Raw genomic sequence first — 25216 nt, 5'->3', positions numbered from 1 at the left:
TGGAATGGATCGAAATCGCGATTCTCAGGGCGTCGGGAGACCTCTGCCGTCCTGGACCGACTTCAACCGCCCTCAGTCGTAGCGCAACGCGGTCTGCGGGCTGACGGTGCTCGCCCGGCGGGCGGGGAGGTAGCACGCGAACGCCGCCACCACCGCAAGAACACCCGTGACTGCCACGTAGGTCGCAGGATCACGGGGGCTGACGCCGTACAGAAGACTCGACAGGACCTCGGCGGTGGCCAGCGCGCCGATGACTCCCACAGCGATCGACACGAAGACCAATACCATCCCCTGACCCACGACCAGCTTCAGGATCGTCCCCTGGTCTGCGCCCAACGCCATGCGGATCCCGATTTCCTGGGTGCGTTGCGCCACGGAGTACGAGAGGACGCCGTAGATGCCGATGACCGCGAGCGCGAGCGCTACGGCGGCGAAAACGAGTTGCAAGAACATTGAGAAGCGCTCGGTGGCCGTCGAGCGCGCTACGTGATTCTCCATCGTCGTGACCTCGTAGACCGGCAGGTTGGAATCCATACGGGCCACGACCTGCCGAACCGACGAGACCAGACCGAGCGGCTCCACGTCGGTGCGCAGTAGCACCGTCATGTCCCGCACGGCGAACCACGTGGCTGGACTCTGCGCGTGCACCAGGTACAAGTGAGCGCGCGGCTCGATGTCCAGGGACTCCTGATGTACTCCACCTACCACGCCCACGATCGTCGACCACGCGGACCCAGTTTGCCGGATTCGACGACCGGTTGGATCCTCGCCGGGGAAGAAGCGCCGGGCGAGCACCTCGTCGATCACCGCAACGATCTCACCGTCCAGCTGATCGCGGTCCTCGAAGACACGACCCTGCAAGAGCGGGATACCCAGCGTTGCGAAGTAACCGGGCGTGACGAGCTGAACGTCCGCGTTCGTCGGGATACCGTCTTGTGGCTGTACGTAGTTCTCGATCTGGATGTCGTTCGGGGGCAGGCTACCCGCGAGCGGTGGTGTGCGCACGGCCCCGACCGACGTGACGCCCGGGATCGCCGCAATTTGAGGCATGAGGTCACGGTAGAAGCCGGTCACGTCCGACGAGTCGGGGTACGACGCAGGCGGCGGGCTTACGCTGAACGCGAGCACGTTCTCCGACCGGAAACCCGGGTCGACACTCTGGAGCCGCCAGAAGCTCTGCATGAGCAGCCCTGCGGCGATGAGCAATACGACCGCGAGCGCCATCTCAGAAACGACGAGTATTTGGCGGAGGCGGAATCGACCCTTGCTCGCCGTGCCTCCCCGGCCCTCCTCACGCAGCGCGGCCTGAATGTTCAGCCGCGCGGCCTGAAGAGCCGGTGCGAGGCCGAACAGGAGACCTGCGACCAGGGCCACGGCAGCGGAGAAGCCGAGCACGGTCCCGTTGAGCCCAACGGTCTCCACGCGGGGCAGCGTGTCCGGTGCAATGGCCAGAAGCACCTTCAGGCCTCCGAACGCCAGCGCGATGCCGAGCGCGCCCCCGATGAAGGCCGTGACCAAGCTCTCCGTCACGAGCTGCCGGACGATCCGTCCTTGCCCGGCACCCACCGAGGCTCGGATCGACATCTCGCGCTGGCGAGCCTCGCCCCTCACGAGCAGCAGGTTCGCGACGTTGGCGCATGCGATCAGAAGAACGAAGCCGACCGCACCGAGCAGGACGAACAGCGACGCCTCGACGTCGCCGACCACCTGTTGATGGAGCGGCCGGAGGAACGCGGGGTGGCCCGGACGGCGCCAAGTGTGGCCGATCGACTCATCCTCTTCCCAACGCGTCAGGATGGACCTCAGATCCTCCTGCGCGCGCTCGAAGGTCACACCCGCCTGGAGACGTCCCACGATCGAGGCGAAGTGGTTCGCGCGCCCGGGCGGGTTGCCGGGATCGATACCCATCGGCTGCCAGGCTTCACCCTCGGCGTTGACATCGAACTCGAAGGACTCAGGCATGACGCCGAGCACGACTGTGGTCCGTCCGTTCAGCTCGATGGTCTGGCCGACCACACCCGCATCGGAACCGAAGCGGCGCTGCCACAGCCCGTGGCTGAGCACCACGACGTCGTCACTGCCGTCGATGTCCTCTTCTTCGGTGAAGACCCGTCCGAATAGCGGATCCACCCCGAGCACGTCCCACATGGTCCAGGTGAAAGACGTCACGGCCAGCCGTTCAGGCGCGTCACCTCCGGTGATGGTCCGCTCGCCGCCGATCCACGCGCCGACCTCCTCGAAAGCGCGGTTCTGCTCTCTGAATTCGGAGTACTCCGGCCAGGACGCCGGGAACTCGTTCAGCTCCATGGTCGGGAACTGAGTCCACACGACCACGAGTCGATCGGCCTCCGGATACGGGAGCGGCCGCAAGAGCACGCCGTGCACGACGCTGAAAACAGCCGTGTTCGCGCCCACGCCGAGCGCGAGCGTCAATACCAAGACCGCCGCGAAGCCCGGCTTTCGGGCCAACTGTCGAACGCTATAGCTGAGATCCTGGATGAGCTCGTCCATCAGTCTTTCAGGGCAGCCACCGGCGCTACGCCACTCGCACGGCGCGCAGGAATGAGCGTGGCCGCCACGGCCACCACGAGCAGCGCGCCCGACAGAGCCAGCGGGTACGCGAAGCCCATCTCGGCATTGAACAGGTTCAGCATGTTGAGCGTGCCTCGGAACATCAGGAACGCGAGCGGCAACCCAGCCACGAGGCCCGCTCCGACCAGGGTCAGACCGTCACGCGCAACCATGCTGACGACCGTTCCGCGTCCCGCACCGAGCGCCATGCGGATCCCGATCTCACGCTGCTGCTGGGTGACCGCGTGTGCCATCACGCCATAGATGCCCATGGCGGCGAGCACCAGCGCGATGCCGCCCATGACCATCAGGAACATCGAAATGGCTTTCGGGCCGGCGAGAGACTCATCCATGTGTGCCTGCAACGTCCTTAGCTGCGCGATCGGCTGGTCCGCTTCGACCGACCAGATCGCCTGTCTGACGTCCGCCGCGAGCTCGCCAGGGTCACCCGCGGTGCGTAACGCGAATCTCGGCGTTCGCAACGGGAACTGCGCCAGCGGCAAATAAATCTGCTCGCCGTTGCGTCCCGCGAGCGCCATCCGGTCCTGCAGGATGTCGCCCACCACGCCTACGATCCGACGCGACTCGCCACGAACGGTGATCTGTTTCCCGATCACTTCCTCGTCGGCAAACTCGCGCCTTACGAAGGCCTCGCTCACGACCGCGACCATCGGCGCGTCGGCGCGGTCCGACGCCTCGAGGTAGCGGCCCTTCCGGATGGGGATCTCCATCGTCTCGAAGTACGCGCGATTGACGACCTGAAAGCCGGCGACCGGCTGTTCCGTCGGTTCCGGAATTGGTCCGCCGTCGACGGTATAACGCGTCTGCGGGTTGCCGCGACCGCGCGGCAGACTCGACATGACCGCGACCCCCTCGACGCCAGCGATCTGATCGAGCGCGCGGATCATCTCCTCCTCGTAGCGCGCGACCTCATCGTCCTCCGTGTAGCGATCCTCCAGGACGCTCACCTGGAAAGTCAGGAGGCCTTTCGGATCGAAGCCTGGGTCGTCGTTCACGAGCCGGTCGAATGCCTGGATCATGAAGCCAGAGCCACTGAGCAGCGCCAGCGCCACGGCGAATTCACCGATCACGAAGACGTTGCGCAGGCGCTTCTTCGTGCGGCTCGCGGTACCGCCTCGAGTACCCGAAGCGAGCGCCTCCCGGAGATTGGCGCCAACCGCGTGGAGGGCTGGTGCCACTCCGAACGCCACGCCGGCGAGTATCGCGACCAACATCGTCGCGACGAGTACCTCAAGGTCGAGCTCCGGTGTGAACGCCGCCGGCAACTCCGGTGGCATCGCAGTCTGCAGCCAGCGCACCGTCCATATGGACATGACGACGCCAAGCAGGCCGGCACCGACGCCCATCAGTACACTCTCGGTCAGCAATTGCTTGAGGATGCGTTTCCGACCGGCGCCCATCGCAATCCGCACGGCGACCTCCTTCTGCCTCTCCTCGGCGCGTCCGAGCAGCACATTCGCAACGTTCGCGCACGCGATCAGCAGGCCGAAGAGCGTGACAGCCGTGAGGATCTTGAGCAACTGCGTGTCGGTCGGTCCCGGGAACCACTCCCGGAGAGGCACCATGCGAATCTGCCATCCGCGATTAGAGTCGGGAAACTCGGTCGCGAGCCGTAGCGCGACGCCGGCCACTTCGAGTTCGGCCTGCTGCGCCGTGGCGCCGGGACGGAGCCGTCCGAACGCAATGTATCCGCGATCTGCGCGGCTCTCCCGCTGATCTGCGAAGTCCGAGGGGCGAAACGCCTGGACGTTCGCCGGGATCATGTCGAACGCCTCCGGCATGACTCCGATGATGGTGTAAGCGGTACCGTCGAGCGTCACCGTACGCCCCAGGACGTCTCGATCCCCCAGGAAACGCGCCTGCCAGTAGTCGTGCTCCAAGACGAGTACGTTGCCGGCGCCCTCGGGCCCCTCCTCAGTGCGGAAGCCACGCCCGATCGCCGGCTGAGCGCCAAAGACATCGAAGAGATTGGGAGTGCCGACCACCACCTGCAGCTGCTCGGGCACATCGAGCCCGGTCAGATTCGCAGGCTCCACGGTATACACCGTCGAGCTTTCGAGGCTTTTAGCCGCCTCCGAATAGTCGAGATAGTTCGGGATCGAGACACCCGCCGACATCTCGATGCTCTCGCCCTCGCGCACCTCCCGGAGGAGAACGAGCTCTTCCTGGTCCTCGTAGGGCAGCGGCTCGAACAGAAACGAGTTTAGCAGGGAGAACATCGTGGCGTTTGCCGCGATGCCGAGAGAGAGGGACAGCACCGCGACCGCCGTGACGAGCGGGCTCTTCGCCATCATCCGTACACCGAACCTCAGATCCTGGAACAGCGCCTGCATCCCGACCTCCCGGCCCTCGATTCCCTGAGCGTCGGGCAACCCTACGCGCGGGGGGGAAGCGCTGTTTCGCCGGCATGGCCTTCCCGACGACGAGAACTGTTTTGGCGTGACCCCGTACACGGGGTAGCTTGTCCAGCCCGGCTCTTTGGCCGGCCTCCGCCGTTAACTCCCTCCGACACGCCTACATGGACTGGATCAACAGCCCCGAGGCTTGGATCGCTCTGCTCACGCTCACGGCGCTCGAGATCGTCCTGGGCATCGACAACATCATCTTCATCGCGATCCTGGCAGAGCGAGTGAAGAAGGAGTCGCGAGCGAAGGCCCGTCAGGTCGGCCTGACGATCGCGATCGGAGTGCGCGTCCTCCTGCTCTTCTCGATCGTCTGGATCATGGGGCTCACCGCGCCGCTCTTCTCGCTCATGGGGCACGAGTTCTCCGGCCGCGATCTGATCCTGATCGGTGGTGGCATCTTCTTACTCTTCAAGGCCACGCGTGAGATCCACGACAAGCTCGAGGGCGACGAGGAAGACCAGGACGGCACCGTAAAAAGCGCGTCCTTCTCCTCAGTCATCGTGCAGATCGCGCTGCTCGACATCGTGTTCTCGCTCGATTCGGTGATCACCGCTGTCGGAGTGGCCGAGCACCTCGCGGTCATGGTCATCGCGGTGATCATCGCCGGCGCCTTCATGGTCGTCGCCGCCAACAGCGTAAGCCGCTTCGTGAACGCTCACCCGACGCTCAAGATGCTCGCGCTCTCCTTCCTGTTACTCATCGGCATGGCGCTGGTCGCCGAAGGCATGGGACAGGAGATAGAGAAGGGGTACATCTACTTCGCGATGGGCTTCTCCGTATTCGTGGAGATGCTCAACCTGCGGATCAAAGCGAAGAAGGCGCCCGTGCACCTGCGCGGTCCCACCCTACCGGACTCCGAGGAAGCTACGTAGCGCGCGTAGCTTCCTCGGCATCCGTCGGAGCTCTTCTAGGCTCCCTGGACTCCGACCGAGCCGTCGCTCGAGACGTTGAAGAAGAGCCACATGCCGGTCAAGGAGTGACCAGCGATGTAACAGACGAGCGAGTAGTTGCCGGCGGTCTCGGCGACGAAAGTGACGGTCTCGGTCTCACCCGGCATGGTCCCGTCGATCATCGACCCGGGGTTCTCGGTGATCGCCCCGTCGAACACCGCGACCGGCTCGATGACTCCACTGAAGTTCGAGGTCTCCGCCGAGATCCCCAAGCTGTGTGCCATGATGGGGTCATCGTTGACGAGGTCGATCGTGACGGTATATCCCTCCGGAACCGTGATCGCCATACTGCCTTTGATGGCGCCGTTGTAGTTCCAGTGGTTGTTGTCGGGCGTCGAGCCCGAAGTGAGGGTCATATGGACCGTTTGCGCATCGGCATCGACGTCAAACCAGTCCGGAATGGTCAGCGGGCCAGAGGGGGCCACCGGTGCCGAGCTCGTGGCGGCGGTAGACGGTGCGGAAGGAGTGGCGTCGGCACCACCATCAGCCGGCTCGCCACCACCGCACGCGGCGACCGCGAAGGCCAAGGCCGGGAGCATCGCAAAACGCTTCATCGTTTCGTATAGTCCTGTCGGAGTTCGGATCCTTGGGCAGACCCCAGGAATCACAACAGCGGACAAAGGTACACAGATCAACCGACCGGGGAATCCGGTGAAACACCCACGATGGCACGCGCACGAAGGCCCGACCGCCGTTGGCGGCCGGGCCTCGTCATGTAAAGGCTTCGGCGCTCGAACTACTCGGAGTAGCTCCCGTCTACCGGTCGACTACTGAGGCCAGAGCACGCTCCATTGGGCGCAACTCCTCGGCCATTCGACGGAAGAGATCTGCGACCCGAAGATCGCCCCCTCCCTCTGCACGGAGGGCTGTCCGTAGCAGAAATCGAATCCTTTCGTCCACACTCATCACCCACATCCCCTCCTCGAGCCCGAAGCTCCACCGCGTCACCACCCCACACATCACTACCTACGGACTACGCATGGCGCTGTTTCAATCTCCTCCAGCCCGGGCCACGTACCGGTCGGCCCGGCAGCGCACCCGTATGCTGCCCGTTCGTGACGACCGGAACCCCATTCACGAACACTTGGTGCACGCCGGTCGACAGTTGGTGCGGCTCTTCATACGTAGCGTTGTCGCCGACGGTCTCCGGGTCGAAAACGACGACATCGGCGAAGAATCCTTCCTTGAGCAAGCCGCGGTTCTTGATGTGGAGCCGTGTCGCGACCGCCGACGACATTTTGCGCACGGCCTCTTCGAGTGTGGTCGCCCCCTGCTCGCGCGCACGTACCTGCCAAGAACGCGTGTGAACGTCCCGTACGCGCGGGGATGCGTCAGGCCCCGAGCCTCAAACCGGGTCGACGCCGCCCGCGTCTGTGCCGAACTTGATCCACGGCTGAGCGATCTGAAGGGCGACGTTCTCCTCGCTCATCATGAAGAAGATCGTGCCAATTCTCCCGCTCTCGGCGAGCACCAGGTCGAACGCGGCATCGATCCAATTCTTGCCCTGGTCTTCGGCGATGTCGTCCAGGTACCAGCCACGGTACTTCCGATTCTCAACCGTACTGAATCCGAGGAGGAGGGTGCCCTCGGGCGTCGAGAGCGTGCAGAGATTCTCCCAGTCTGTGGTCTGGTTTTCGATCTCGTCGCGGATCCGCTCGCGTGTTTCGGGATCCGCGAGGTTGTCGAGAAGCAGGCCATCTGCCGACGCCCATGGCGGGAAGCATGCCGTGAGCTCGCTCCGTGCGCCTGCATGGCGTCCATCCACTCGCCGAACGTCTCGAAGACCGTGCGTCCGGCGGCACCGGCGGCCGCAGCCAACATCGCTGGACTCGCCGGCCCATTGGTGGCCGACTCGCCCATGATCTCTGTCGTGACACCCATGGTGGTCTTGGAGACGACTCGTCCATCCCCATCGCCCAAGAAGGCGGAACGGGAATGACTCTGGATGTCGATAAAGCCCGGTGATACGACCATTCCCGTAGCGTCCACTCGGCTGCGTGCCGGCGAACCAGCGAGCATCCCGGGCGGAGTGATGGCAGCGATACGGTCCCCTCGGATTCCCACGTCGCCCGGGAACCACGGGTTGCCCGTTCCGTCGACGATCCGGCCGCCTTCGATCACGACGTCGTAGCTGGTATCGTCCGAAGTCGGCGGGGATTCGAGAACCGTCTCTGGAGCCGCAGGTGCGGGTGCGGGTACACTGCCGCCACACGCGGCGAGCAAGGAGACAAGCAGGATCGAGCTGGGGGACAAGCGCATAAGGAAGCCTCCGTGGCAGGAGATCGTCAGAGCGACTAATACTTCATGGAGGGTTCAGCCGTGGTGCGCTAGATGCTACTCCGGGCCTTCACCTCCGGCTCGGTGAGCCCATAGAGCGGCGGGGTCTCGACCCCCATCTCGCCGAGCACCGCGTAGAGCTGACCACGGTGGTGGATCTGGTGTTCGATCATGAGGCGCAGCCACTCCCACACGCGCATTTCGACGCCGCCGACCGTGGCGACCTTCGACTCGAGCTGATCGCTGCTGAGGCCCGCGACGATCCGAGCGGTCGCGTCCTGCATGGAGTCGAGATACTCCAGGACGGCCGGCCTCCCCTCGGCCAGGTCGCTCCCATGTCCCGGATATCGGGAAGGAAGGCCCAGCACGTTCTCCCCCCACATCCAGCGCTCGGTGGCCGCGATGTGGCGCCCGAGGTCGCCGGGACTAAAGCGCCCATCGCCCGGCGAAAGAAGCGCTGTCTCGGATCTCCACGGTCGCTCTCCGGGAAATGGCCACGCCGGACAGTATACCGTACGATCGGCCAGGCAACGCACACACCTGGACGGAGAAGCACGAATGAAGCGCCTCGCCCTGCTACTGATGATCACCTCGCTCTTCGCCCCGCCGCTGGCGGCACAGAACACGGAACTGCCGCGGATCGAAAAGGTGAAGAATTACCTGCCGCACATGACGCGGCCCGAAGTGGATGATCTGCTCACGATAAGCGACATGGTCATCATCCCCGTCGCCTCGCTGGAGCAGCACGGCACGCACCTGCCGATCGGCACGGACTATCTGAACGGAGTGGAGCGCGCGAAACTCATCGCGCAGCGTGCGGACGTGCTCGTCGCGCCGATACTCCTGCCCGGGCAGTCGCCGTATCACATGGGATTCGCCGGCACGGTGTCACTGCCGGCCTCGCTCATCCAGGAGGTCTACGTCGAGGCCGCCAAAAGTCTGATGCACCACGGGTTCAAGCGGTTCCTCATCCTGAACGCCCACGGCGGCAACCGGGCGATCACGACCTTCATCGTCGATCGCATCAACCAAGAAACCGAGGGGATCGCCGTTGATCTCGGCGCGGTCGTGGTCCCGTTTACGGACCGCACAGCGTCGCGCGCGCTGCCCGGTCCCACCGAGCCCGTGTTCGACCGCCACGGCGGCACCGGGGAGACGTCCAACTCGCTCTACTTGATTCCAGAGCTGGTGGATCTCGACGCCGCTTACCCTGCCGAACTGACGCTCCCTCCGCATATGGAGGAGATGCTGCCCGACGTCTTGGCCGGTGACCCGACTGCGCTCACAGTCTTCCTGGCCGAGGGGCTGAAAGACGAAGCGACGGGAAAGGGCACGTCGGCCGCGCAGATGTCAACGACCGGGGTCTGGGGTGTGCGGGACCCCGCGGAGGCGACGTTGGAGCGTGGCCGCACCAGCGCCGAGAGCTTCGTCGACGCGGCCGTGGCGTTCATCGGGCGCTGGAACGAGCTCAGGCCGCCCGGCATCGGGTGAGTCGGCGCCTACCCAGGCCGTACCCTAAAGTAGGAGCGCGACGCCCACCGCCGCGATGACCGCCACGGATACCGCGATCTTGAGCGCCACGGCAGCGGTGCGGGCGAACAACATGCCCCACCCGACCTTGGCCGACGTCTTGAGCGAGAGCGTTTCGACGTACGTCACGAGCCCGGCGCCGATGAAGGTGCCCAGGAACGCCGTGATCATCGGTCCGATGATCGGGACGGGGACGCCGACGAAGAGACCGGCCATGCCGCCCAGCACGGCTCCCCAAAAGGCCTTCCTGGAGCCTCCGTACGCGTCGCCGAACTTCTTCAGCACACCGAACTCGGCGATCTCGGTGATGAGCGCCACCCCCGCGACGATGAGCCCGAAGGTCCAGGACAGGCTGCCGAGCAGCACGAGCCCTATCGTGATGACGACGATGAGCCACAGCCCCGGTAGGCCCAGCGGGATCAGGACCAGGCAGGCGAGCATGGCCAGAACGACCACGATGGAAAGAAGAATGCTCATGTGGCAGACCGTGAAAGAGGCAGGCACTGCTACTGAATACTACCCGCTCGGGGAGCGCGAGGATTCGCTTTCGTTGGGCCGGGAACAGACGTGGCGTCTGGAAGGTCCGCGATGTAGAGCCTACCTTCACCCCTTGCCGAGACCTTTGGAGTCGAGCCATGACCCGTCGCGCTACCTTGCTCTCCACGCTCTTCCTCTCGCTCGTTCTTTACGCGCCGGCGGCGGCCCAATGCCCCGATTGCGTCTTCCCCGGCGAGGAGTGGGAGACGGTCAGACCGCAGCAGTTGGCGCAGTACGGTTGGGACCGACAGGCGCTACGCGACGTTACCGAGCACCTGCGCGACAACTCGAATTCGACCGGCGTGGTGGTCGTCGACAAGGGCCGAGTGGTCTACCGCTTCGGGGACACCGAAGAGCTCTCGTACCTGGCCTCGGTTCGTAAGAGCATCTTGGCCATGCTGTACGGCTACTGGGTCGAAAACGGCACGATCGATCTCGACGCGACGCTGGAGGACCTGGGCGTGGACGACGTCGGCGGCCTGCTTCCCATCGAGCGACAGGCCAAGGTGCGGCACCTGATTACCGCGCGCTCCGGGGTATACCACCCGGCCTCGAACGGCGGCGACAACCTCGCCGAGGCGCCCGAGCGCGGCTCTCAGGAGCCCGGCACGTACATGCTGTACAGCAACTGGGACTTCAACGCGGCCGGTGCGGTCTTCGAGCAACTGACCGGGCGGGATATCTACGATGAGATGCAGTCGCAGATCACGATCCCCATCGAATTCGAGGACTGGGACCGCTCCGTGCACGAGAAGAGCGGCAATCTCGATATCTCCCGGAACCCCGCCTACCATTTCCATCTGTCCACACGGGACATGGCACGCGTCGGGCACCTCATGCTGAACGAGGGGAACTGGAACGGCCGCCAGATCATCCCTCGTGACTGGGCACGCCAAATTCGCAGCGTCGTGACTCCACTCGAGCAGATGAACCCGGTGCGCCGGCGCGACGGGTACTTCGGGTACGGCTACATGTGGTGGGTTTGGGACGGGCCCAGCGCGATCGGACCTTTCGAGGGCGCCTACACGGGTCGTGGCGCGGTCGGCCAGTGGATCACGGTTTTTCCAGCGATCGATCTCGTAGTCGCCCACAAAACCAACTCGGTGTACGGGCGCACGACCAGCTGGGAGTCGTGGCACCGGATGATCGAGCTGCTCTTCGAGGCGAGGGGCGTAGAGATGCCGGGGCCATATCCCTGGGGTTAGCCGCGAGGTACCTTCGGCCGCGTCCCTCCAAACGGCGACCATGAGCGACACAGTGGCACAACGAGCCGGCATCACCATTCAACCGGTCACCCCCACGATCGGCGCTGAGGTATCCGGCGTCGATCTGGGCCGACCTCTGGATGACGCGACGTTCGATGCGATCCATGGGGCCCTGATCGAGCACCAGGTGATCTTCTTCAGGGACCAAGAGATCTCCGTCGAAGCTCACAAGGCGTTCGGGGCGCGTTTCGGGGAGCTCGACATCCATCCCAACGATCCTGGGCTCGAGGGCCATCCGGAAGTCATGGTCATCCACGCGGACGAGGACTCGAAGCGGATCGCGGGAGCGATGTGGCACTCCGACGTGTCGTGTTCGCCGGAGCCTCCTATGGGATCGATCCTGAGGATGTTCGCCGTGCCGCCGAACGGCGGTGACACCCTCTTCGCGAGCATGTACGCGGCCTACGAGGCACTCTCCGATCGCATGAAGGAGATGCTCGACGGACTGACGGCGATCCACGACGGGGCTCCCTACTATGAAGAGGTGAACCGCATTATTGGTCGGGATGGCGGCGGAAAGGCTTACCCGCAATGCGAGCACCCGGTGGTGCGCGTGCATCCGGACAGCGGACGAAAGTGCCTCTATGTGAACCGCATGTTCACGACACGACTCGTCGGTCTACCCCAAGCGGAGAGCGACGCACTGCTCGCTTTTCTCTTCGAGCACGTGCGCAATCCAGAGCTGCACATGCGTTTCCGCTGGGCGCCGCATTCGATCGCATTCTGGGACAACCGTTGCACGCAACACTTCGCCGTGTGGGACTACTTTCCGCAGCTGCGCTCGGGCTATCGTGTCACCGTGAAGGGGACGCGCCCCACGGGCTGACCTCGAGCGAGGGAGAGACATGGATCGACGGACACTGCTCAAGACCGGTGGCATGGGCCTGCTCGGTCTGGGCCTCGGAGCTTGTTCACGCGCGTCGGGGCTCTCCCTCCCGTCCCCGCGACTCCGTCTCGCACCGGTCAGGGCGTCTTGGGATCGCGTGATCAGAACGACAGTCGGACTGCGACCGTACCGACCGTCCGGCTTCGTGCTCAGAGCCGAGCGCCTCGACGACAAGACGCTGATCCACAACTACGGCCACGGAGGCTCAGGGATGTCGCTGTCGTGGGGCACTGGCTCGATGGCGGCAGACATCGCCGTAGAGCGGGACGAGCGGCGGGCCGCAGTGATCGGGTGCGGAGTGGTCGGCCTGACGACGGCACGGCAGCTACAGCGGCGCGGCTTCGACGTGACCATCTACGCCATGAGCGTCCCTCCTGACACGACCTCGAACATGTCGCTCGCCGCATGGACCCCCACGTCCGGACTCGTCGACCGGCGTCGCCGCACCACAGCGTGGGACACTCAGCTCCGGCAGGCAGCAAGAATCGCCTATCGGCAACTACAACTGCTCATCGGGCCCGAGTACGGAGTTTCCTGGATCGACTCGTACGCGCTGAGAGACTCGGCACCCACGGGCGGAGGCCGAAGCGCGGACCCGGACCCGTTGTTGCCCCCTGAGCTCCGGACCGGATCCACGCTGCTCGGTCCTGGTGAGCACCCGTTCCCTACTCGGTACGCCAGCCAGAGCACCACGCTGCGGATCGAGCCGTCCACCTACCTGGACGCTCTGGTCCGTGACTTCCTCCGCTTCGAGGGTCGCATCGTCATCCGGAAGTTCGATACCCCGCGCGACCTGATGGCCCTCGAAGAGCCGATCGTCGTGAACTGCACCGGACTGGGATCGCACGATCTCTTCGGCGACCGCGAGCTCACTCCGTTGAAGGGTCAACTCACCGTGCTGGTGCCCCAGCAGGACGTGAACTACGCAACGTTCGGTGGGCTTCCCGGCGCCGGCGGCTTCATCCACATGCAGCCGAGAAGCGACGGCATCGCCTTGGGAGGGACGTCCGAGGAGGGCGAGTGGTCGCTCGAACCGAACGAGGAAGCGCGCAGGCGCATCGTGGGGGCGCACATGCGGCTCTTCGACGCGATGCGTGGGGCACCGGTCGCCCTTTCGCTCGCGGCGCTCGTACTCCCGAGCGCACTGTCCGCCCGCTAGGGACGTAGCAGCCGATGAGTGATTCCAGAGGCCGCAGCATCCTCAAGTCATTGAGCTGGCGTATCGTCGCCACCGCCACCACGATTCTCATCGTCCTGGCGTTCACCGGAGAAATCGAGCTCGCGGTGACGATCGGGGGGGTCGAGATCGTCGCCAAGCTGCTCATCTTCTACGTGCACGAACGCACGTGGCAGCGGGTCAGGTGAGGGGGCGAGTAGCCCGTCGGGCATCGCTTCGGCTCCGCTCTCAAGACCCACTGCCACTTCCACCTCGTCGTGCTCGATGGCGTGTTCTCACGCGCCGCCGACGGGGCAGGTCCCCTTCTTGGTGGTTCGCGGACGCCTTCAGAAGGATGCCTTCCCTTGCGCCCATGCCCGGATCATGCGCCGGTGCCGCTCCTTCTCCCGCGCGGGCTTCGAGCGAGGTGATCTGATGAGGAAGCCGAGGACTTTACGCCCCCGTCGAAGAAGGAGATCCAAAGGCCGGACAACGTAATAGAGGAACTGGAGCTTGGTTCCAGGTCTGAGGCGATAGATGCGTCGCAGCGTCTGCGGTGGCGGGAAGAGTCCCCGCCATAGCGTCTTGAGCTTGTCACTCGCCGTCATGACCTCTCCCATGGACCTGAGCGTGGTAGGCAACGTTTCGGCAGTGCTCAGCACGTAGACGACAACCGCCTCCAACACCTCGTCGTCGGCCTGGTCGTGGTCGAGTGAAGCGACCACATTCTCCGAGATCGTAGTTTCGAGCAGCACCTGAGCTAGACGGAGAGCCGCATACACGAAGTGAGAGCGGCCATCCGAGTTAGCGGTCTGAATGAGTCGTTCCCAGTCCAACTGGTGGCCCAGCCTGTGAACCACTGCGTCGATGTCACACACCACCGCCAGCCCCAGCCGAAACTCATCGTTGTAGGCCGCATGGGTGCACACATGAAGCAGGAGGTCATCAGGCGCCGGATGAGGAAGGTCGAGATCGCCAACCCGCGTGCGGGTCGATCTACCCCATAGGCCGACGATGTCGTGCACGAAAGGTGCCCCCGTAGGCGCCAAGTCGTGGTGCACCTCGACGTTGACCGAATCCACCCTAGATACCGGTCTCAGATGGTGGAGTCCGGAGTAGTCGATGGCCTCGGTCCCTGCGGCGTAGCGATAGCCGAGGGTCTTGAGGAGGCGCTGTACCCTTTCGGCGTCGTGGGCCGGCGCCAACAGATCGATATCGCCCGTCGGTCGTAGGGCCGCCTCTTCGTAGACGCAATGCGCAAGGTAGGCACCCTTGAGGAACAGAACCGAACAGCCCGCCCCGGTCGTCTCCCGAACGATCTCCGAGAGCTGCTCCAGGATCACCCGGTTCATCAGGAGACAGTGGACGTAGAGATCGCGAAGCCGTGCGAACTGCTCCGGTGGGATCACAAGATTCTCAATGAGTCCGAGTCTGTGGTAGAGCAGTGGAGCCACGCCATGCCACGCCGCTCGATCGACCAGCTCACGCCATGTCTCGACATTGATCCCGCGAAGCTTGGAGTGAAGGCCCACGTCTGGCCCACGCCGGAGACACTGCGTCAAGAGGTACGAGTCGAGATGTTGGGCACCCACCTCAGGTCTCCTCGGCCTCTGAGAGATCGGATCGAGCCCGTAAAGCTAGGGCGGGGTGCTCCGAGGCGTCCAAGCGTGAGAAGGCCGCCACCGATAGGCGAAGGACCATGTGGTCGAGGTGCAAGTCGTCTTCCTCCACGGTGAGAAGCCACTCAACGAGCTCGGAGGGCGCGAGGTCGGCGCCCGGCATCGCCGTCCAATAGCCGGGCTCGCCGTCGAGAAGCTCGAAGAGCAAGCGAGACGCTTCCTCCTCCAAGAATTGAGCGTTGGCGTGTTGTGCGAATCTGGTACCTCCGCCCCATTGTTCGAAGATCTTTCCAAGCATGTGGAAGTTGACGGTGCACGCGACGTAGTCGGAAAGGACGAGGGGCGGCTCCCGCTCGAACTCGGGTGTCGTGTACGCGAGGTCCCCGGCGAGCATGAGGAAGGGGAAGTCGGAGCGCAGAAAGTTCTCGAGAAACGCGATGGTTTCGAGGGGCACGGGAATGCACGCTTCTCGAGGGAGTTCGCGGTAGCCATCGAGTACCTCGTTCACCCCCGCATGCCCTGTATAGGGCTGGAGAAGCTCCTGTGACTCGAACCGGGGCTTCAGCCCTCGGAAATCATCGGCGTCCTCGTGCTGTCGGTCCTCGCTCTCGAGCGCGATCAGCTCCTGGAAGACGCTGCCATCACGGACTCGAATCATCTCACAGGGCACGGAGTCCAGCACATAGTTGGCGATGAGAACAACGGGCCGGGCGGTGAGGTCCAGTTCTGTCTCGTTCGTGGACGAGGACCTCTCTACCGCGATCTCTCCACCAATCTTCAGAACGCCCAGATCGAGAGGCCCGACCTCCACCAGGTGCTGGAGCCGGGGGATCGCGCTCCAAGCTTGCACGTTGCTGGCCGCCGCATCCGTAAGTAGGTAGTCGAAGTCGGGAATCTCCTCGCCTGAAGGCTGATGTCGCGTCGCATAAGACGATTCAAGAAGAGCCACGCAACCAGACCGCTACCGCCGCCGACCTCGAGGATCAGGGAGGTTTCTTTCCCCCCGCCCCGAGACCAGTCTCGGAGGAACGCGGCGGCGACGGACGCATAGACGTCAGCCAGGTAGCCGTTGGATGTTATTCGTTGGGGAACTCTTCCGCTTCGCCATGCATCCGGGCTGTCACTCGCGATAGAAATCGACCAGCAGATCCCAAAGCCCGGATTCTGACTGGCGCAAAGTCGATGAGTGCCCGGAAGCCGTCTGAGATAGATTCCAAGGTATGACACCGTCGCACAACGCCATCGCCTTCGAGGCTTTCGGGGCTCGGATCACGATTCGGGCAGCCGAGTCATTCGCATCCGACCTACGGCCTCGGCTCCCTCCTCGAGCGCGGCCGATCACGACTGAAGATTCCGACACGGTCTACTCGGTCGAGAGCGTTCCACCTCGGTCCGTCTCCGACCACACCAAGTACCGACTCACGCGGGACGGAGTCGGCATAGGATCGTGTCGCAGCCTCTCCCAGGTCTGTCGCGAGCTCGAATCGGACATGCACTTCCAGGTCGCGCTCGCTGCGCGAGACTTCCTGTTCGTTCACGCGGGGGTGGTGCAATGGAAAGGACAAGCGGTCGTAGTTCCGGGGCGAACCGAGACCGGAAAGAGTTCACTGGTCATGGCCCTGGTCAACGCCGGCGGTGAGTACTTTTCGGACGAATATGCGGTCCTGGATCGCGAGGGCCGAGTTCACGCGTATCCCAAACCTCTGTCCCAACGACGCGAGGGCGGGCCCCCTCGCCTACACACTGCGGAGGCACTCGGTGGTCAGCAGGAGGCGCCCGCCGTGCCGATGGGTCTTACCGTAATCACGAGGTTTCGCGACGGTGCTACGTGGAATCCTCAGCGAATCACGAAAGCGCGGGCCATGATGGCCCTGTTCGAAAACACGGTAGTGGCGCGGAGTAGACCGGAGTTCGCGCTCAGCGTGCTTGCCAAGGCGGTCACGGGCACCGGAGGTCTGGAAGGCGATCGCGGAGAGGCCAGTGAAACGGCTTCGGCCCTCCTCGATGCACTAAAAGCCCTCCCCGCAATTTGATGCAAGATCCTTCTCAAAAAGTACAGGGTGCGTCGCATATCGCCCCGTCCGACTCCGCCTCCGCAGCCAACGGAGCCGGAATGGACGCCACAACAGGTAGCAGGACTCCGACAGCCGCCGCGCTCGCAACTCTGCGTAGGGCCGAACGCCTCGAGACCGAAAGGGGCTCGCTGGATTCCAGCAGTTGGGCGTTCGCTAGGTCATCGACCGCTAGGGCGACGACGCTTTCGTCGACTTCGAGTTCGCCAGCGATCTCGTTCACCGACCGCTCCCCGTCCAGCAGACTCCACACCTTCGCAACGGCTTCGTTGAGCCGGTGAGCCCGTTTCTGGGTCCGATCGTAGACCACCATTTCGTCCTCGACCTGGTGGACGAGAAGATGGCTATCGCGTGCCTTCGGATTCATGGGACCGGCCTCCTGGTCGTGGGTCGACGGGTCGTGGGTCGACGGGCGCACGCGCCCTAGCCATGGGTCGTATCGTGCTGAAAGCTTCCTGCAAGATCCACTATCCGTGCAATTTCCGCACCGTCGCCAGCAGTCTCGCACGGGACGAAGTGAAGGGACAAGGCGGAACTATTCGAACGCGATCCTATCCAAACTTCAAAGGTCTTGAATTCACAGCCGTCACTCGAATTCATCGACGGAAATGCCAGGCGCGCGCGGACGCGCCATTGCAACGCTCGCCAAGAAACATGCCGTTTGAGGGACTGTGGCGCGCTGCCCACAGATGAAGTGGGTGCGCCACATTCGTTGGCGTCCGCCGGACGAGAGGCGCCGGGAAATCGGGCCTCCACAGCTACCAACGACGCATATTACGCTAGCCCAGCTCTATCCCCAACTCGCTGGCACTCCTCAGCCGATGGTCCGACGTGAAGATCCGGCCATACGCGAGCATCGTCACGCCGAACGTCGCCGTCGACACGGTCGCCGCGATCATGAAGACGATCATGATCTGATATCGGACCGCATCCGCTGGGGCCGCGCCGGCAAGCATCTGCCCGGTCATCATCCCGGGCAGGCTGACGATCCCCATCACGAGCATCGAGTTCACGGTGGGGATCAAGCCTACTCGTAGCGCCTCGCGCACCGAGTCCCGTGCCGCTTCCCATCGTGTGGCGCCCAGCGCGAGGAAGCCCTCCACCTGTGTCCGATCTGCCAGCACCCCGGTGAGGAAGCGATCGAGCCCCAATGAGATGCCGGTGAGGGCATTGCCGAGCAACATCCCCAATAGCGGGATCACGTATTGGGGATCCCACACCGGGGTCGGCCGGAGGATCCCCAGCACGGAGACGCCCGTGACCAGGAACGCCGTCGTTGTGATGACGACTACGGAGTCCAGGTAGGCCGCGGGGAACCTGATCGAGGTCCGGCGAACGGCCGTGACGCCCGCCACTACACTCATCAGGAGGCCCAATGCCAGGACCGCAGGCCCGTTGGCGGACTCGAACACCCACTCGAGCACCAGGCCCAACAGGAAGAGCTGCACGACCATGCGTGTGCCGGCCACGAGCAACCGCCTGCCCATACCCAGCCGTAGCACCGCGGAGAGCACCAGATTCGCGATGAGGAGGGAAGCCGCGATGAGTAGGGACGGCCAGGTAACATCGATGTATGCGTTCACGACGCGCTTCCCAACTCGATGGCGGGTCCGCGGCGCACACGATCGACCTGCGCGCGGTCGTGGCTCGTCCAGAGCACAGCTCGGTCTCCGGCATCCACCCACTCGAGGACCACCTCCTCCACGCGCTCGGTGGCTTCGGCGTCGAGGTGGGCGGTGGGCTCGTCGAGAAGCAGAACTTCCGGCTCCAAAAGAAGAGCCCGCACGAGGGCGACGATCTGGCCCTCGCCCCCGGACAGAACCGACGCCCGTTGATCCAAGAACCCGACAGACTTCCCTAGCTGCGAGAGCAATGCCGCAGCCCTGCCGTCCCGCGTGCCTCGCCCGGCGTTGACCTGGAAGCGCAGCGGGAGCTCGAGGTTATCGAGTACGGTGCCGGGAATCAGAACGGGCTGCTGCTGCACGTACACAACCCGCGCCCGAAACCGCGGAAGCTCATGGCCGGTCACGAGCTCCCCGCGATGGTGAACATGTCCCTCGTCAGGACGATCGATGCCGCATAACGTGCGGAGCAGTAGCGACTTACCTGTACCCGACCGGCCTGTCAGAACCGCACGCTCTCCGGCGGCGAGCCTCAGGTCCAGCCCACGCCAGATCCAGCCGTTCTCGAGGCGGCGCCCGAGGCTCTCAGCGGTCAGAATGGGCGTTCGGTCCACGGGAGGTGTCACATACACTCCGACGAAGGGTGATCGCACCGTCGACTACAACCACTCATTGTAACCGACATCGTACCGATTATTCTCGGACCTGCTCCGCTATACTCTTCGACCCATGCGACACTCCATCCCCCTCGGCGTAGCGGCTCTTTCCATTCTCATGGCCGGCACCGCCGCAGGGCAGACCTCCCCGGGTGCACGTGCCGACTACCCGATCGATCCGGTCTCGGTGCCGCGTCCTGCGCTCGCAGCGCTCAGGATCAGCGAGCCGATCACCATCGACGGTGTGCTCGATGAAGCCGTGTGGAGCCAAGCGGACACCTCCACCGGTACGTGGATTCAAGTGACGCCCGCTCCGGGCATGCCTGCGACCGAACCGACGTCGGTGAGGATTCTGTATGACGAGAGCAACCTGTACATCGGAGCGCGCCTATACGACTCCGACACCGAGCACCTGTACGTACCGGGTCTGGAGCCGGACTACGACACGCCTAGCTCCGACCTGTTCAGCGTCGCGTTCGACTCTTACCACGATGGTCAAAGCGGCTTCGTCTTCGCCGTGAACCCGGCGGGCGCGCTCTACGACGCACAGACCTTCAACGATGGGCGCGACGTCATCGCGGCGTGGGAGGGCATCGCCGACATCCGCACGACCGTGAGCGAGGATAGCTGGTTCGTCGAGATGGCGATCCCGTTCGCGACGCTTCGATTCAACCCCGTCGAGGGAAGCCAGGTCTGGGGCCTCAACTTCTTCCGGAGAATCCGGCGCAACAACGAGGACGTGATGTGGGCCCCGGTTCCGCTTCAATACCGGGTCTACAAGTTCTCGATGGCCGGAACCCTGGAGGGGCTCGCTGGCCTCCCACGAGCTCGAAAGTTGTGGTTGAAGCCGTACGCGCTCGGGAGCCGCCTCGAAGGGTCCCGCCAGGCGGTGACGAAAACGACGCGAGACGTCGGACTCGACGTGAAATGGGGGATCACACCGCGCATGACGCTCGACCTGACCGCAAATACCGACTTCAGTCAGGTGGAAGTCGATGCCGAGCAGGTCAACCTGACCCGCTTCAGCCTGTTCTTCCCGGAAAAGCGTGACTTCTTCCTGGAGAACGAAGGCACCTTCGCGTTTCAGGACGTGTCGATTCGGAATTTCCGCACCGGCTCGTCCTCGAGGAACTTCCGGCTCTTCCATTCCCGCCGGATCGGTCTTTCGTCCACCCGCGAAGTGCTGCCGATCCTGGGAGGCGCCCGCCTCACGGGTCGCATCGGCGAGCGGTTCGAAGTCGGCTTCCTGGAGATGCAAACACGGGAGCTCGCAGGGCCGGATGGCGGCAGCGTGTCCGCTGCCGAGAACTTCGCTGTCGGTCGCGTGAAGGCACACCTGTCGGGAGGCTCATCCGTCGGAGTGATGTTCGTGAGCCGTCAGGAGACGGGTACGGGCGGGACCGCAGCCAACTACAACCGCGCCTATGGCGTGGACGGGACGTTCAACCTCTTCCAGAACCTGGTGCTCTCGGCCTATGTCGCGGGTACCGACGAGCGCTCACCGGTGGGGGATCAGACGAGCGCGACGATGCTCCAGGCCGCGTGGCGAAGTGACATCGTGAACGTGTCCGGCCTCTACAAGAACGTGGGAGACGGGTTCAACCCGGGCGTCGGCTTCGTCGACCGGAGGGGGGTGCACCGGTACTTCGGAACCGCCGGCGTCCACCCCCAGCTCCGACGCAGGGGAGTGCTCGAGATCAACCCGGTCGTCGACGTCGATTTTTTCACGACCCTGGAAGGCTCCGTCGAGTCGCGCTCGATCACCCCCCGGTTCAACGTCAGATTCATGAACGGCGGGTCGCTGAGCTTCAACTACGCCGATCGCTACGAGCGCCTCTTCGAGGCCACCTCGATCGCGGGCGCGGCGGTTTCGGCAGGGACGTATGAGTGGCGCGAGTCCTCGATCCGTTATTCCGCACCGGCGAGCGAGGTGCTCTCGGGATCGGTCTCCGTGAGCGGCGGCGACTTCTACGACGGGCGGCGGACGTCGGTCTCGGGGCGCATGAAGTTCCGACCGAACGAGCACTTTTCCCTCGACCTCGCGGCACAACACAACGACTTGGATCTGGCGGGGCGCGCCTTCACGGCCGACCTGTTCAGCGCGCGACTCCGCTACGCGCGTGATACTCGGACCTTCGTGATGGGCTTCGTGCAGTACAACGAAGCGACCGAAGAACTGATCACCAACGTCCGCTTCAACCTCATCCACGCACCGCTCTCGGATTTCTTCCTCGTCCTCACGGAGAGGCGATCGCTGGCCGACGGTGTCACCGCGGCCGTACTGGAGCGCGGCATCACGCTAAAGGGGACGAAGCTGCTGGCGTTCTGAGCGGCATTCGCTGTCGAGCCCCTACGGACTGCCAGGCGCCGCTCGCCGCCTCGGGCGCGACGGACCAGAACACCACTGCGATCCAAGATCGACCTACGAATAGTTCGCATCAGCAGTCTCGTGATTTGCGACCCCGGTAGCGGATTTGTGCGCATCCGGCCCGCTCGGGACGGCCAGGCGCGACCCGTCCGGTACTCCGTTCTCGGAAGTTCGATGGCGGATTCCTATGCAGCAAATGGGAGCGCGGCGGTCGCGGGGCTGGGGACCGCGCGCAATGAGACGGTCGATCGTTCATTCTCTGAAGCGGATCAGCGCCTCCCGCTCTCAGCGATTCCCGCGGAAACTGGTGCCACGATCAGATAGGTGTGGCACCCGCCGGAGTGCCTCGTTGGTGATGGTGTCATTTCCCACGAGCATGCCCCACCCATTCTCATGAGCATGCCCCACCCTGGAGGGTGAGTTTCTCATGAGCATGCCCCAGGTAATGGGCGTTATTCTCATGAGCATGCCCCACCTTTTGGGCGTTTTTCTCACGAGCATGCCCCACCCCCCGCAGACGCCTTCACCGGTCATCATCGACGCACTGAACCCAATCGAGGGAGGTGTGCGAGATGGCCTATCGGGAGGTGGACATGTGGGAGATCCTCAACGTGCTACGACGGCTCGGTCGAGGGGAGAGCCAGGCGACGGTCGCCCGTCATACGGAGCACTGCAGGAAGACGATTCGACGGTACGTAACGACGGCAGCGGAGCTGGGCTGGAGCCCCGGTGGCGAGGAGCCGACAGAAGAGCTGGCGGCAACGATCTACCGGCGACTGCGTCCGTCCGGCGACGGTAGTCCGGGGGAAGTCGAGCAACGACTGCTGCCGCACCGGGAGCAGATCCGGGAGTGGTTGAAGGCCCCGCCGGGCAAGAAGCGCGGACTGCAGCTAACCAAAGTGCATGGGCTACTCCGCCGCCGCTCGGGCGTGGATGTCCCCTACAGTTCGCTGCACCGCTTCGCGATCAAGCACTGCGGATTCCGTGAGCGCCGGCGGGTCACCCTCCGTAGGGCTGAGTGTGATCCGGGCGAGCTCGCCGAGGTCGATTTCGGCAAGCTCGGCCTGATCCCACACCCCGAGACGGACCGCCGACGCACCGCCTGGGCACTGGTCGTGGTCTTGCCCAGCAGCCGACACCAGTACGTTCACGTCACTCACTCACAGAAGTTTCCAGACCTTATCAGCGGCCTCGAGGACGCCTGGATCTTCTTCGGTGGAGTTAGTCAGCGCGTCGTCCTCGACAACCTTAAGGCAGCCGTCACCAAGGCCGACCTCTACGACCCGATCTTCGCCCGCAGCTTCGAGGATTACGCGCGCTACCGCGGGTTCGTAATAGACGCCGCCGCTTCCCGTCACCCCACGGGAAAACCTGTCGCCGAACGTGGTGTGCCCTACGTCCGCGAGAACCTCTTCCGCGGCGAGGACTGGCGTCACATCGAGCACCTGCAAAACCACGCCACCCGGTGGTGCCTCGAGACCGCCGGCACCCGCATCCACGGTACCACCCGACAACGGCCCCTGGACGTCTTTGAGGAGATCGAGCGCGACCAGCTCCTGCCCCTCACGCGGGAGCGCTACGACCCCCCGTCCTGGGGCCAGTGCAAGGTCCACCCCGACCACCACATCAGCTTCGACAAGGCACTGTATTCCGTGCCCACCCGTTACATCGGCAAGTCCGTATGGGTCGAGGCGAACAGCAAGATCGTGCGCGTTTACTCAGGCGGTGAGCGCATCAAGACCCATCCCAGGCAAGTCCCGGGCGGGCGCGCCACCGACTACGACGACTACCCGAGCGAGCTCACCTCCTACGCGCTACGCGACCCCAAACGCCTGATCCGTCATGCTGAGGAGCATGGCCCGCAGGTGGGTCGCTTCATGACCGAGCTCCTCGCCGGACCGTTCCCCTGGGCCAAGCTCCGCCAGGGCCAGAAACTGCTCCGGCTCGGCCAAAAATACGGTAGCCGTCGCATCGACCTCGCCTGCCAGCGCGCCCTCGCCTTCGAGCTCCTCAATGTCCGCCGCGTCGAGTCCATCCTACGCCAGGACCTCGAGCAGATCAGCCTGCCCTTCCTTGTGCCCTCGGACTGCGAGGTCCGCCCAATCCTCCCCGCTCGCTTTGCCCGCGAGCCTGGAAGCTTCGCCCACACGAACTCACCCACACAGGAGATCGACCCATGATCGAAGTGAAACCCTCGCTCAAGGCCGTCCTCAAGCGCCTCAAGCTGTCCGGGCTCGTCCCCCTCTTGCCTGACCGCGCCGCCTACGCCAACAAGACCAGCCTCGCTCCCCTCGACTTCTTCGAGCTCGTCCTCTCCGACGAGATCGAGCGCCGTGAGCACAAGAACCTCTCCACTCGCCTCGACCGCGCCGGCTTCGACGAACCCCAGACCTTCGAGGACTTCGACTGGGACGCGCCCGTCACCTTCGACCGCGACTGCGTCCGTGACCTCTTCAGCCTCTCGTTCATCGAGCGCCGTGAGGATGTCCTCTTCTTCGGACCCGTCGGTGTCGGTAAGACCTTCCTCGCGTGCGCCCTCGGTCACAGCGCGTGCCGCGCCGGACACCGCGTGCTCTTCCTGCGCTCAGACCAGATGCTCAAACTTCTGCATCAGTCCCGGGCCGATAACTCCACCGAAAAGGCGCTGCGTAGTCTGCTCGCACCTGATCTGCTCATCATCGATGACTTCGCGCTCCGCAGACTAGACGCCCGGCAGTCTAGCGACTTCTACGAGGTCATCATTGAGCGCCACCGGCGCAGCTCCACCATCGTCACCTCCAACCGCAGTATCGAGGAGTGGATCCCGCTCTTCGATGACCCCATCCTCGCTCAGAGTGCACTCGATCGCCTCGCCCACAACGCCTACCAGGTCGTCATTGAGGGCGACAGCTATCGCACCAAACAGAGGCCCGGTCTCCGGACCGCTCCGCTCCCCAGTCGCCCTAGGAGGTAGCGTATTTCGCGCCCAGCACGTAATAAGTCAGGAAGTCAGATCCTAGAAACCCAGGTTGTCTGATGGGGGGTGGGGCATGCTCGTGAGAAACCTGGGGCATCCTAGTGAGAAGTGACAATTGGGAAGAGGCTTCGCCAACTTCCGCGGAAACCGCGGTCGAGTGCAGGTTGTGGACGTGCGACTTCTGGACGGACGGCTCGCGGACGGACGGCTCGTGGCCGGACGGTTCGTGGCCGGACGACCTGCGGCTGAGCGGCTCCCGGAGGGACGGCTCGCGGACGGACGGCTCGTGGCAGGACGGCTCGTCCCAGAGGTCGATCGCTTCCAT

Annotated in this window: 21 protein-coding genes and 2 pseudogenes; 12 read left to right on the top strand and 11 right to left on the bottom strand. The window is 64.2% G+C overall.

The annotated features are described in order from the left end of the window. Window positions 1-72 precede the first annotated feature (72 nt). Both IIB36_11055 and IIB36_11050 read right to left on the bottom strand, forming a co-directional pair. Window positions 73-2511, bottom strand: coding sequence for an ABC transporter permease (locus IIB36_11055; protein MCH7532277.1), 2439 nt, complete (start codon window positions 2509-2511; stop codon window positions 73-75). Further along, the gene (locus tag IIB36_11050; GenBank protein MCH7532276.1) at window positions 2511-4964 is read right to left on the bottom strand and encodes an ABC transporter permease; all 2454 of its coding nucleotides are present in this window, start codon (window positions 4962-4964) and stop codon (window positions 2511-2513) included. The genes IIB36_11055 and IIB36_11050 overlap by 1 nt, the downstream gene beginning before the upstream one ends. Window positions 4965-5110: 146 nt before the next feature. Here IIB36_11050 and IIB36_11045 point away from each other — a divergent pair, with 146 nt between their 5' ends. Next, on the top strand, window positions 5111-5869 hold the full coding sequence (locus IIB36_11045) for a TerC family protein (GenBank protein MCH7532275.1): 759 nt from the start codon (window positions 5111-5113) through the stop codon (window positions 5867-5869). 35 nt (window positions 5870-5904) lie between these two features. On the opposite strand, the gene IIB36_11040 is transcribed toward IIB36_11045, so the two are convergent. From IIB36_11040 to IIB36_11030, 3 genes and pseudogenes are all read right to left on the bottom strand, one after another. Next, a complete protein-coding gene (locus IIB36_11040; GenBank protein MCH7532274.1) occupies window positions 5905-6501 on the bottom strand; it encodes a hypothetical protein in 597 nt (198 codons plus the stop codon). 419 nt (window positions 6502-6920) lie between these two features. Next, window positions 6921-8206 (bottom strand): annotated as a pseudogene (locus IIB36_11035) (amidohydrolase family protein). 68 nt (window positions 8207-8274) lie between these two features. Continuing rightward, window positions 8275-8760 carry a DinB family protein gene (locus tag IIB36_11030; protein MCH7532273.1) on the bottom strand — a complete coding sequence of 162 codons (486 nt, stop codon included), beginning with the start codon at window positions 8758-8760 and terminating at the stop codon, window positions 8275-8277. A gap of 22 nt (window positions 8761-8782) precedes the next feature. Here IIB36_11030 and IIB36_11025 point away from each other — a divergent pair, with 22 nt between their 5' ends. Further along, window positions 8783-9715 carry a creatininase family protein gene (locus tag IIB36_11025; protein MCH7532272.1) on the top strand — a complete coding sequence of 311 codons (933 nt, stop codon included), beginning with the start codon at window positions 8783-8785 and terminating at the stop codon, window positions 9713-9715. A gap of 24 nt (window positions 9716-9739) precedes the next feature. On the opposite strand, the gene IIB36_11020 is transcribed toward IIB36_11025, so the two are convergent. After that, window positions 9740-10231, bottom strand: coding sequence for a DUF456 domain-containing protein (locus tag IIB36_11020; protein ID MCH7532271.1), 492 nt, complete (start codon window positions 10229-10231; stop codon window positions 9740-9742). Between the two features lie 158 nt (window positions 10232-10389). On the opposite strand from IIB36_11020, the gene IIB36_11015 reads away from it, so the two are divergent. From IIB36_11015 to IIB36_10995, 5 genes and pseudogenes are all read left to right on the top strand, one after another. After that, a complete protein-coding gene (locus IIB36_11015; protein MCH7532270.1) occupies window positions 10390-11496 on the top strand; it encodes a serine hydrolase in 1107 nt (368 codons plus the stop codon). A 40-nt stretch (window positions 11497-11536) separates the two neighbouring features. Beyond that, entirely contained in the window at window positions 11537-12382 is an 846-nt protein-coding gene (locus tag IIB36_11010; GenBank protein MCH7532269.1) for a TauD/TfdA family dioxygenase, read from the top strand. Between the two features lie 19 nt (window positions 12383-12401). Continuing rightward, the gene (locus tag IIB36_11005) at window positions 12402-13601 is read left to right on the top strand and encodes an FAD-dependent oxidoreductase (GenBank protein ID MCH7532268.1); all 1200 of its coding nucleotides are present in this window, start codon (window positions 12402-12404) and stop codon (window positions 13599-13601) included. 14 nt (window positions 13602-13615) lie between these two features. After that, a complete protein-coding gene (locus tag IIB36_11000; protein MCH7532267.1) occupies window positions 13616-13807 on the top strand; it encodes a DUF2061 domain-containing protein in 192 nt (63 codons plus the stop codon). A gap of 21 nt (window positions 13808-13828) precedes the next feature. Continuing rightward, a pseudogene (locus IIB36_10995) lies at window positions 13829-14029 on the top strand (transposase). On the opposite strand, the gene IIB36_10990 reads toward IIB36_10995, so the two are convergent. Both IIB36_10990 and IIB36_10985 read right to left on the bottom strand, forming a co-directional pair. Continuing rightward, window positions 13946-15190 carry a nucleotidyltransferase family protein gene (locus IIB36_10990; protein MCH7532266.1) on the bottom strand — a complete coding sequence of 415 codons (1245 nt, stop codon included), beginning with the start codon at window positions 15188-15190 and terminating at the stop codon, window positions 13946-13948. The pseudogene IIB36_10995 and the gene IIB36_10990 sit on opposite strands and share 84 nt — an antisense overlap. Window position 15191: 1 nt before the next feature. Further along, a complete protein-coding gene (locus IIB36_10985) occupies window positions 15192-16166 on the bottom strand; it encodes a hypothetical protein (protein ID MCH7532265.1) in 975 nt (324 codons plus the stop codon). A 271-nt stretch (window positions 16167-16437) separates the two neighbouring features. Between IIB36_10985 and IIB36_10980 the strand changes: the two genes are divergently transcribed. After that, complete coding sequence (locus IIB36_10980) at window positions 16438-17250, top strand: hypothetical protein (protein ID MCH7532264.1); 813 nt, start codon at window positions 16438-16440, stop codon at window positions 17248-17250. A gap of 13 nt (window positions 17251-17263) precedes the next feature. Here IIB36_10980 and IIB36_10975 read toward each other — a convergent pair whose 3' ends face one another. From IIB36_10975 to IIB36_10965, 3 genes are all read right to left on the bottom strand, one after another. Then, entirely contained in the window at window positions 17264-17656 is a 393-nt protein-coding gene (locus IIB36_10975; protein MCH7532263.1) for a PqqD family protein, read from the bottom strand. Between the two features lie 412 nt (window positions 17657-18068). After that, window positions 18069-18872 carry an iron export ABC transporter permease subunit FetB gene (fetB, locus tag IIB36_10970; GenBank protein MCH7532262.1) on the bottom strand — a complete coding sequence of 268 codons (804 nt, stop codon included), beginning with the start codon at window positions 18870-18872 and terminating at the stop codon, window positions 18069-18071. Next, on the bottom strand, window positions 18869-19525 hold the full coding sequence (locus tag IIB36_10965) for an ATP-binding cassette domain-containing protein (protein ID MCH7532261.1): 657 nt from the start codon (window positions 19523-19525) through the stop codon (window positions 18869-18871). The genes fetB and IIB36_10965 overlap by 4 nt, the downstream gene beginning before the upstream one ends. A 115-nt stretch (window positions 19526-19640) precedes the next feature. On the opposite strand from IIB36_10965, the gene IIB36_10960 reads away from it, so the two are divergent. The 4 genes from IIB36_10960 to IIB36_10945 all read left to right on the top strand — a co-directional run. Beyond that, the gene (locus tag IIB36_10960; protein MCH7532260.1) at window positions 19641-21896 is read left to right on the top strand and encodes a carbohydrate binding family 9 domain-containing protein; all 2256 of its coding nucleotides are present in this window, start codon (window positions 19641-19643) and stop codon (window positions 21894-21896) included. A gap of 611 nt (window positions 21897-22507) precedes the next feature. Continuing rightward, a complete protein-coding gene (locus tag IIB36_10955; GenBank protein MCH7532259.1) occupies window positions 22508-24115 on the top strand; it encodes an IS21 family transposase in 1608 nt (535 codons plus the stop codon). Continuing rightward, a complete protein-coding gene (locus tag IIB36_10950; GenBank protein MCH7532258.1) occupies window positions 24112-24888 on the top strand; it encodes an ATP-binding protein in 777 nt (258 codons plus the stop codon). The genes IIB36_10955 and IIB36_10950 overlap by 4 nt, the downstream gene beginning before the upstream one ends. Before the next feature lie 118 nt (window positions 24889-25006). Next, the coding region (locus IIB36_10945) for a hypothetical protein (GenBank protein MCH7532257.1) at window positions 25007-25216 on the top strand (210 nt) is incomplete at its 3' end.

The sequence above is a fragment of the Gemmatimonadota bacterium genome, from assembly GCA_022560615.1.
Lineage (GTDB): Bacteria > Gemmatimonadota > Gemmatimonadetes > Longimicrobiales > Gaopeijiaceae > UBA1138.
Note: the sequence above shows the minus strand (reverse complement) of the source record. Positions and strands in the feature narration are given on the sequence as shown.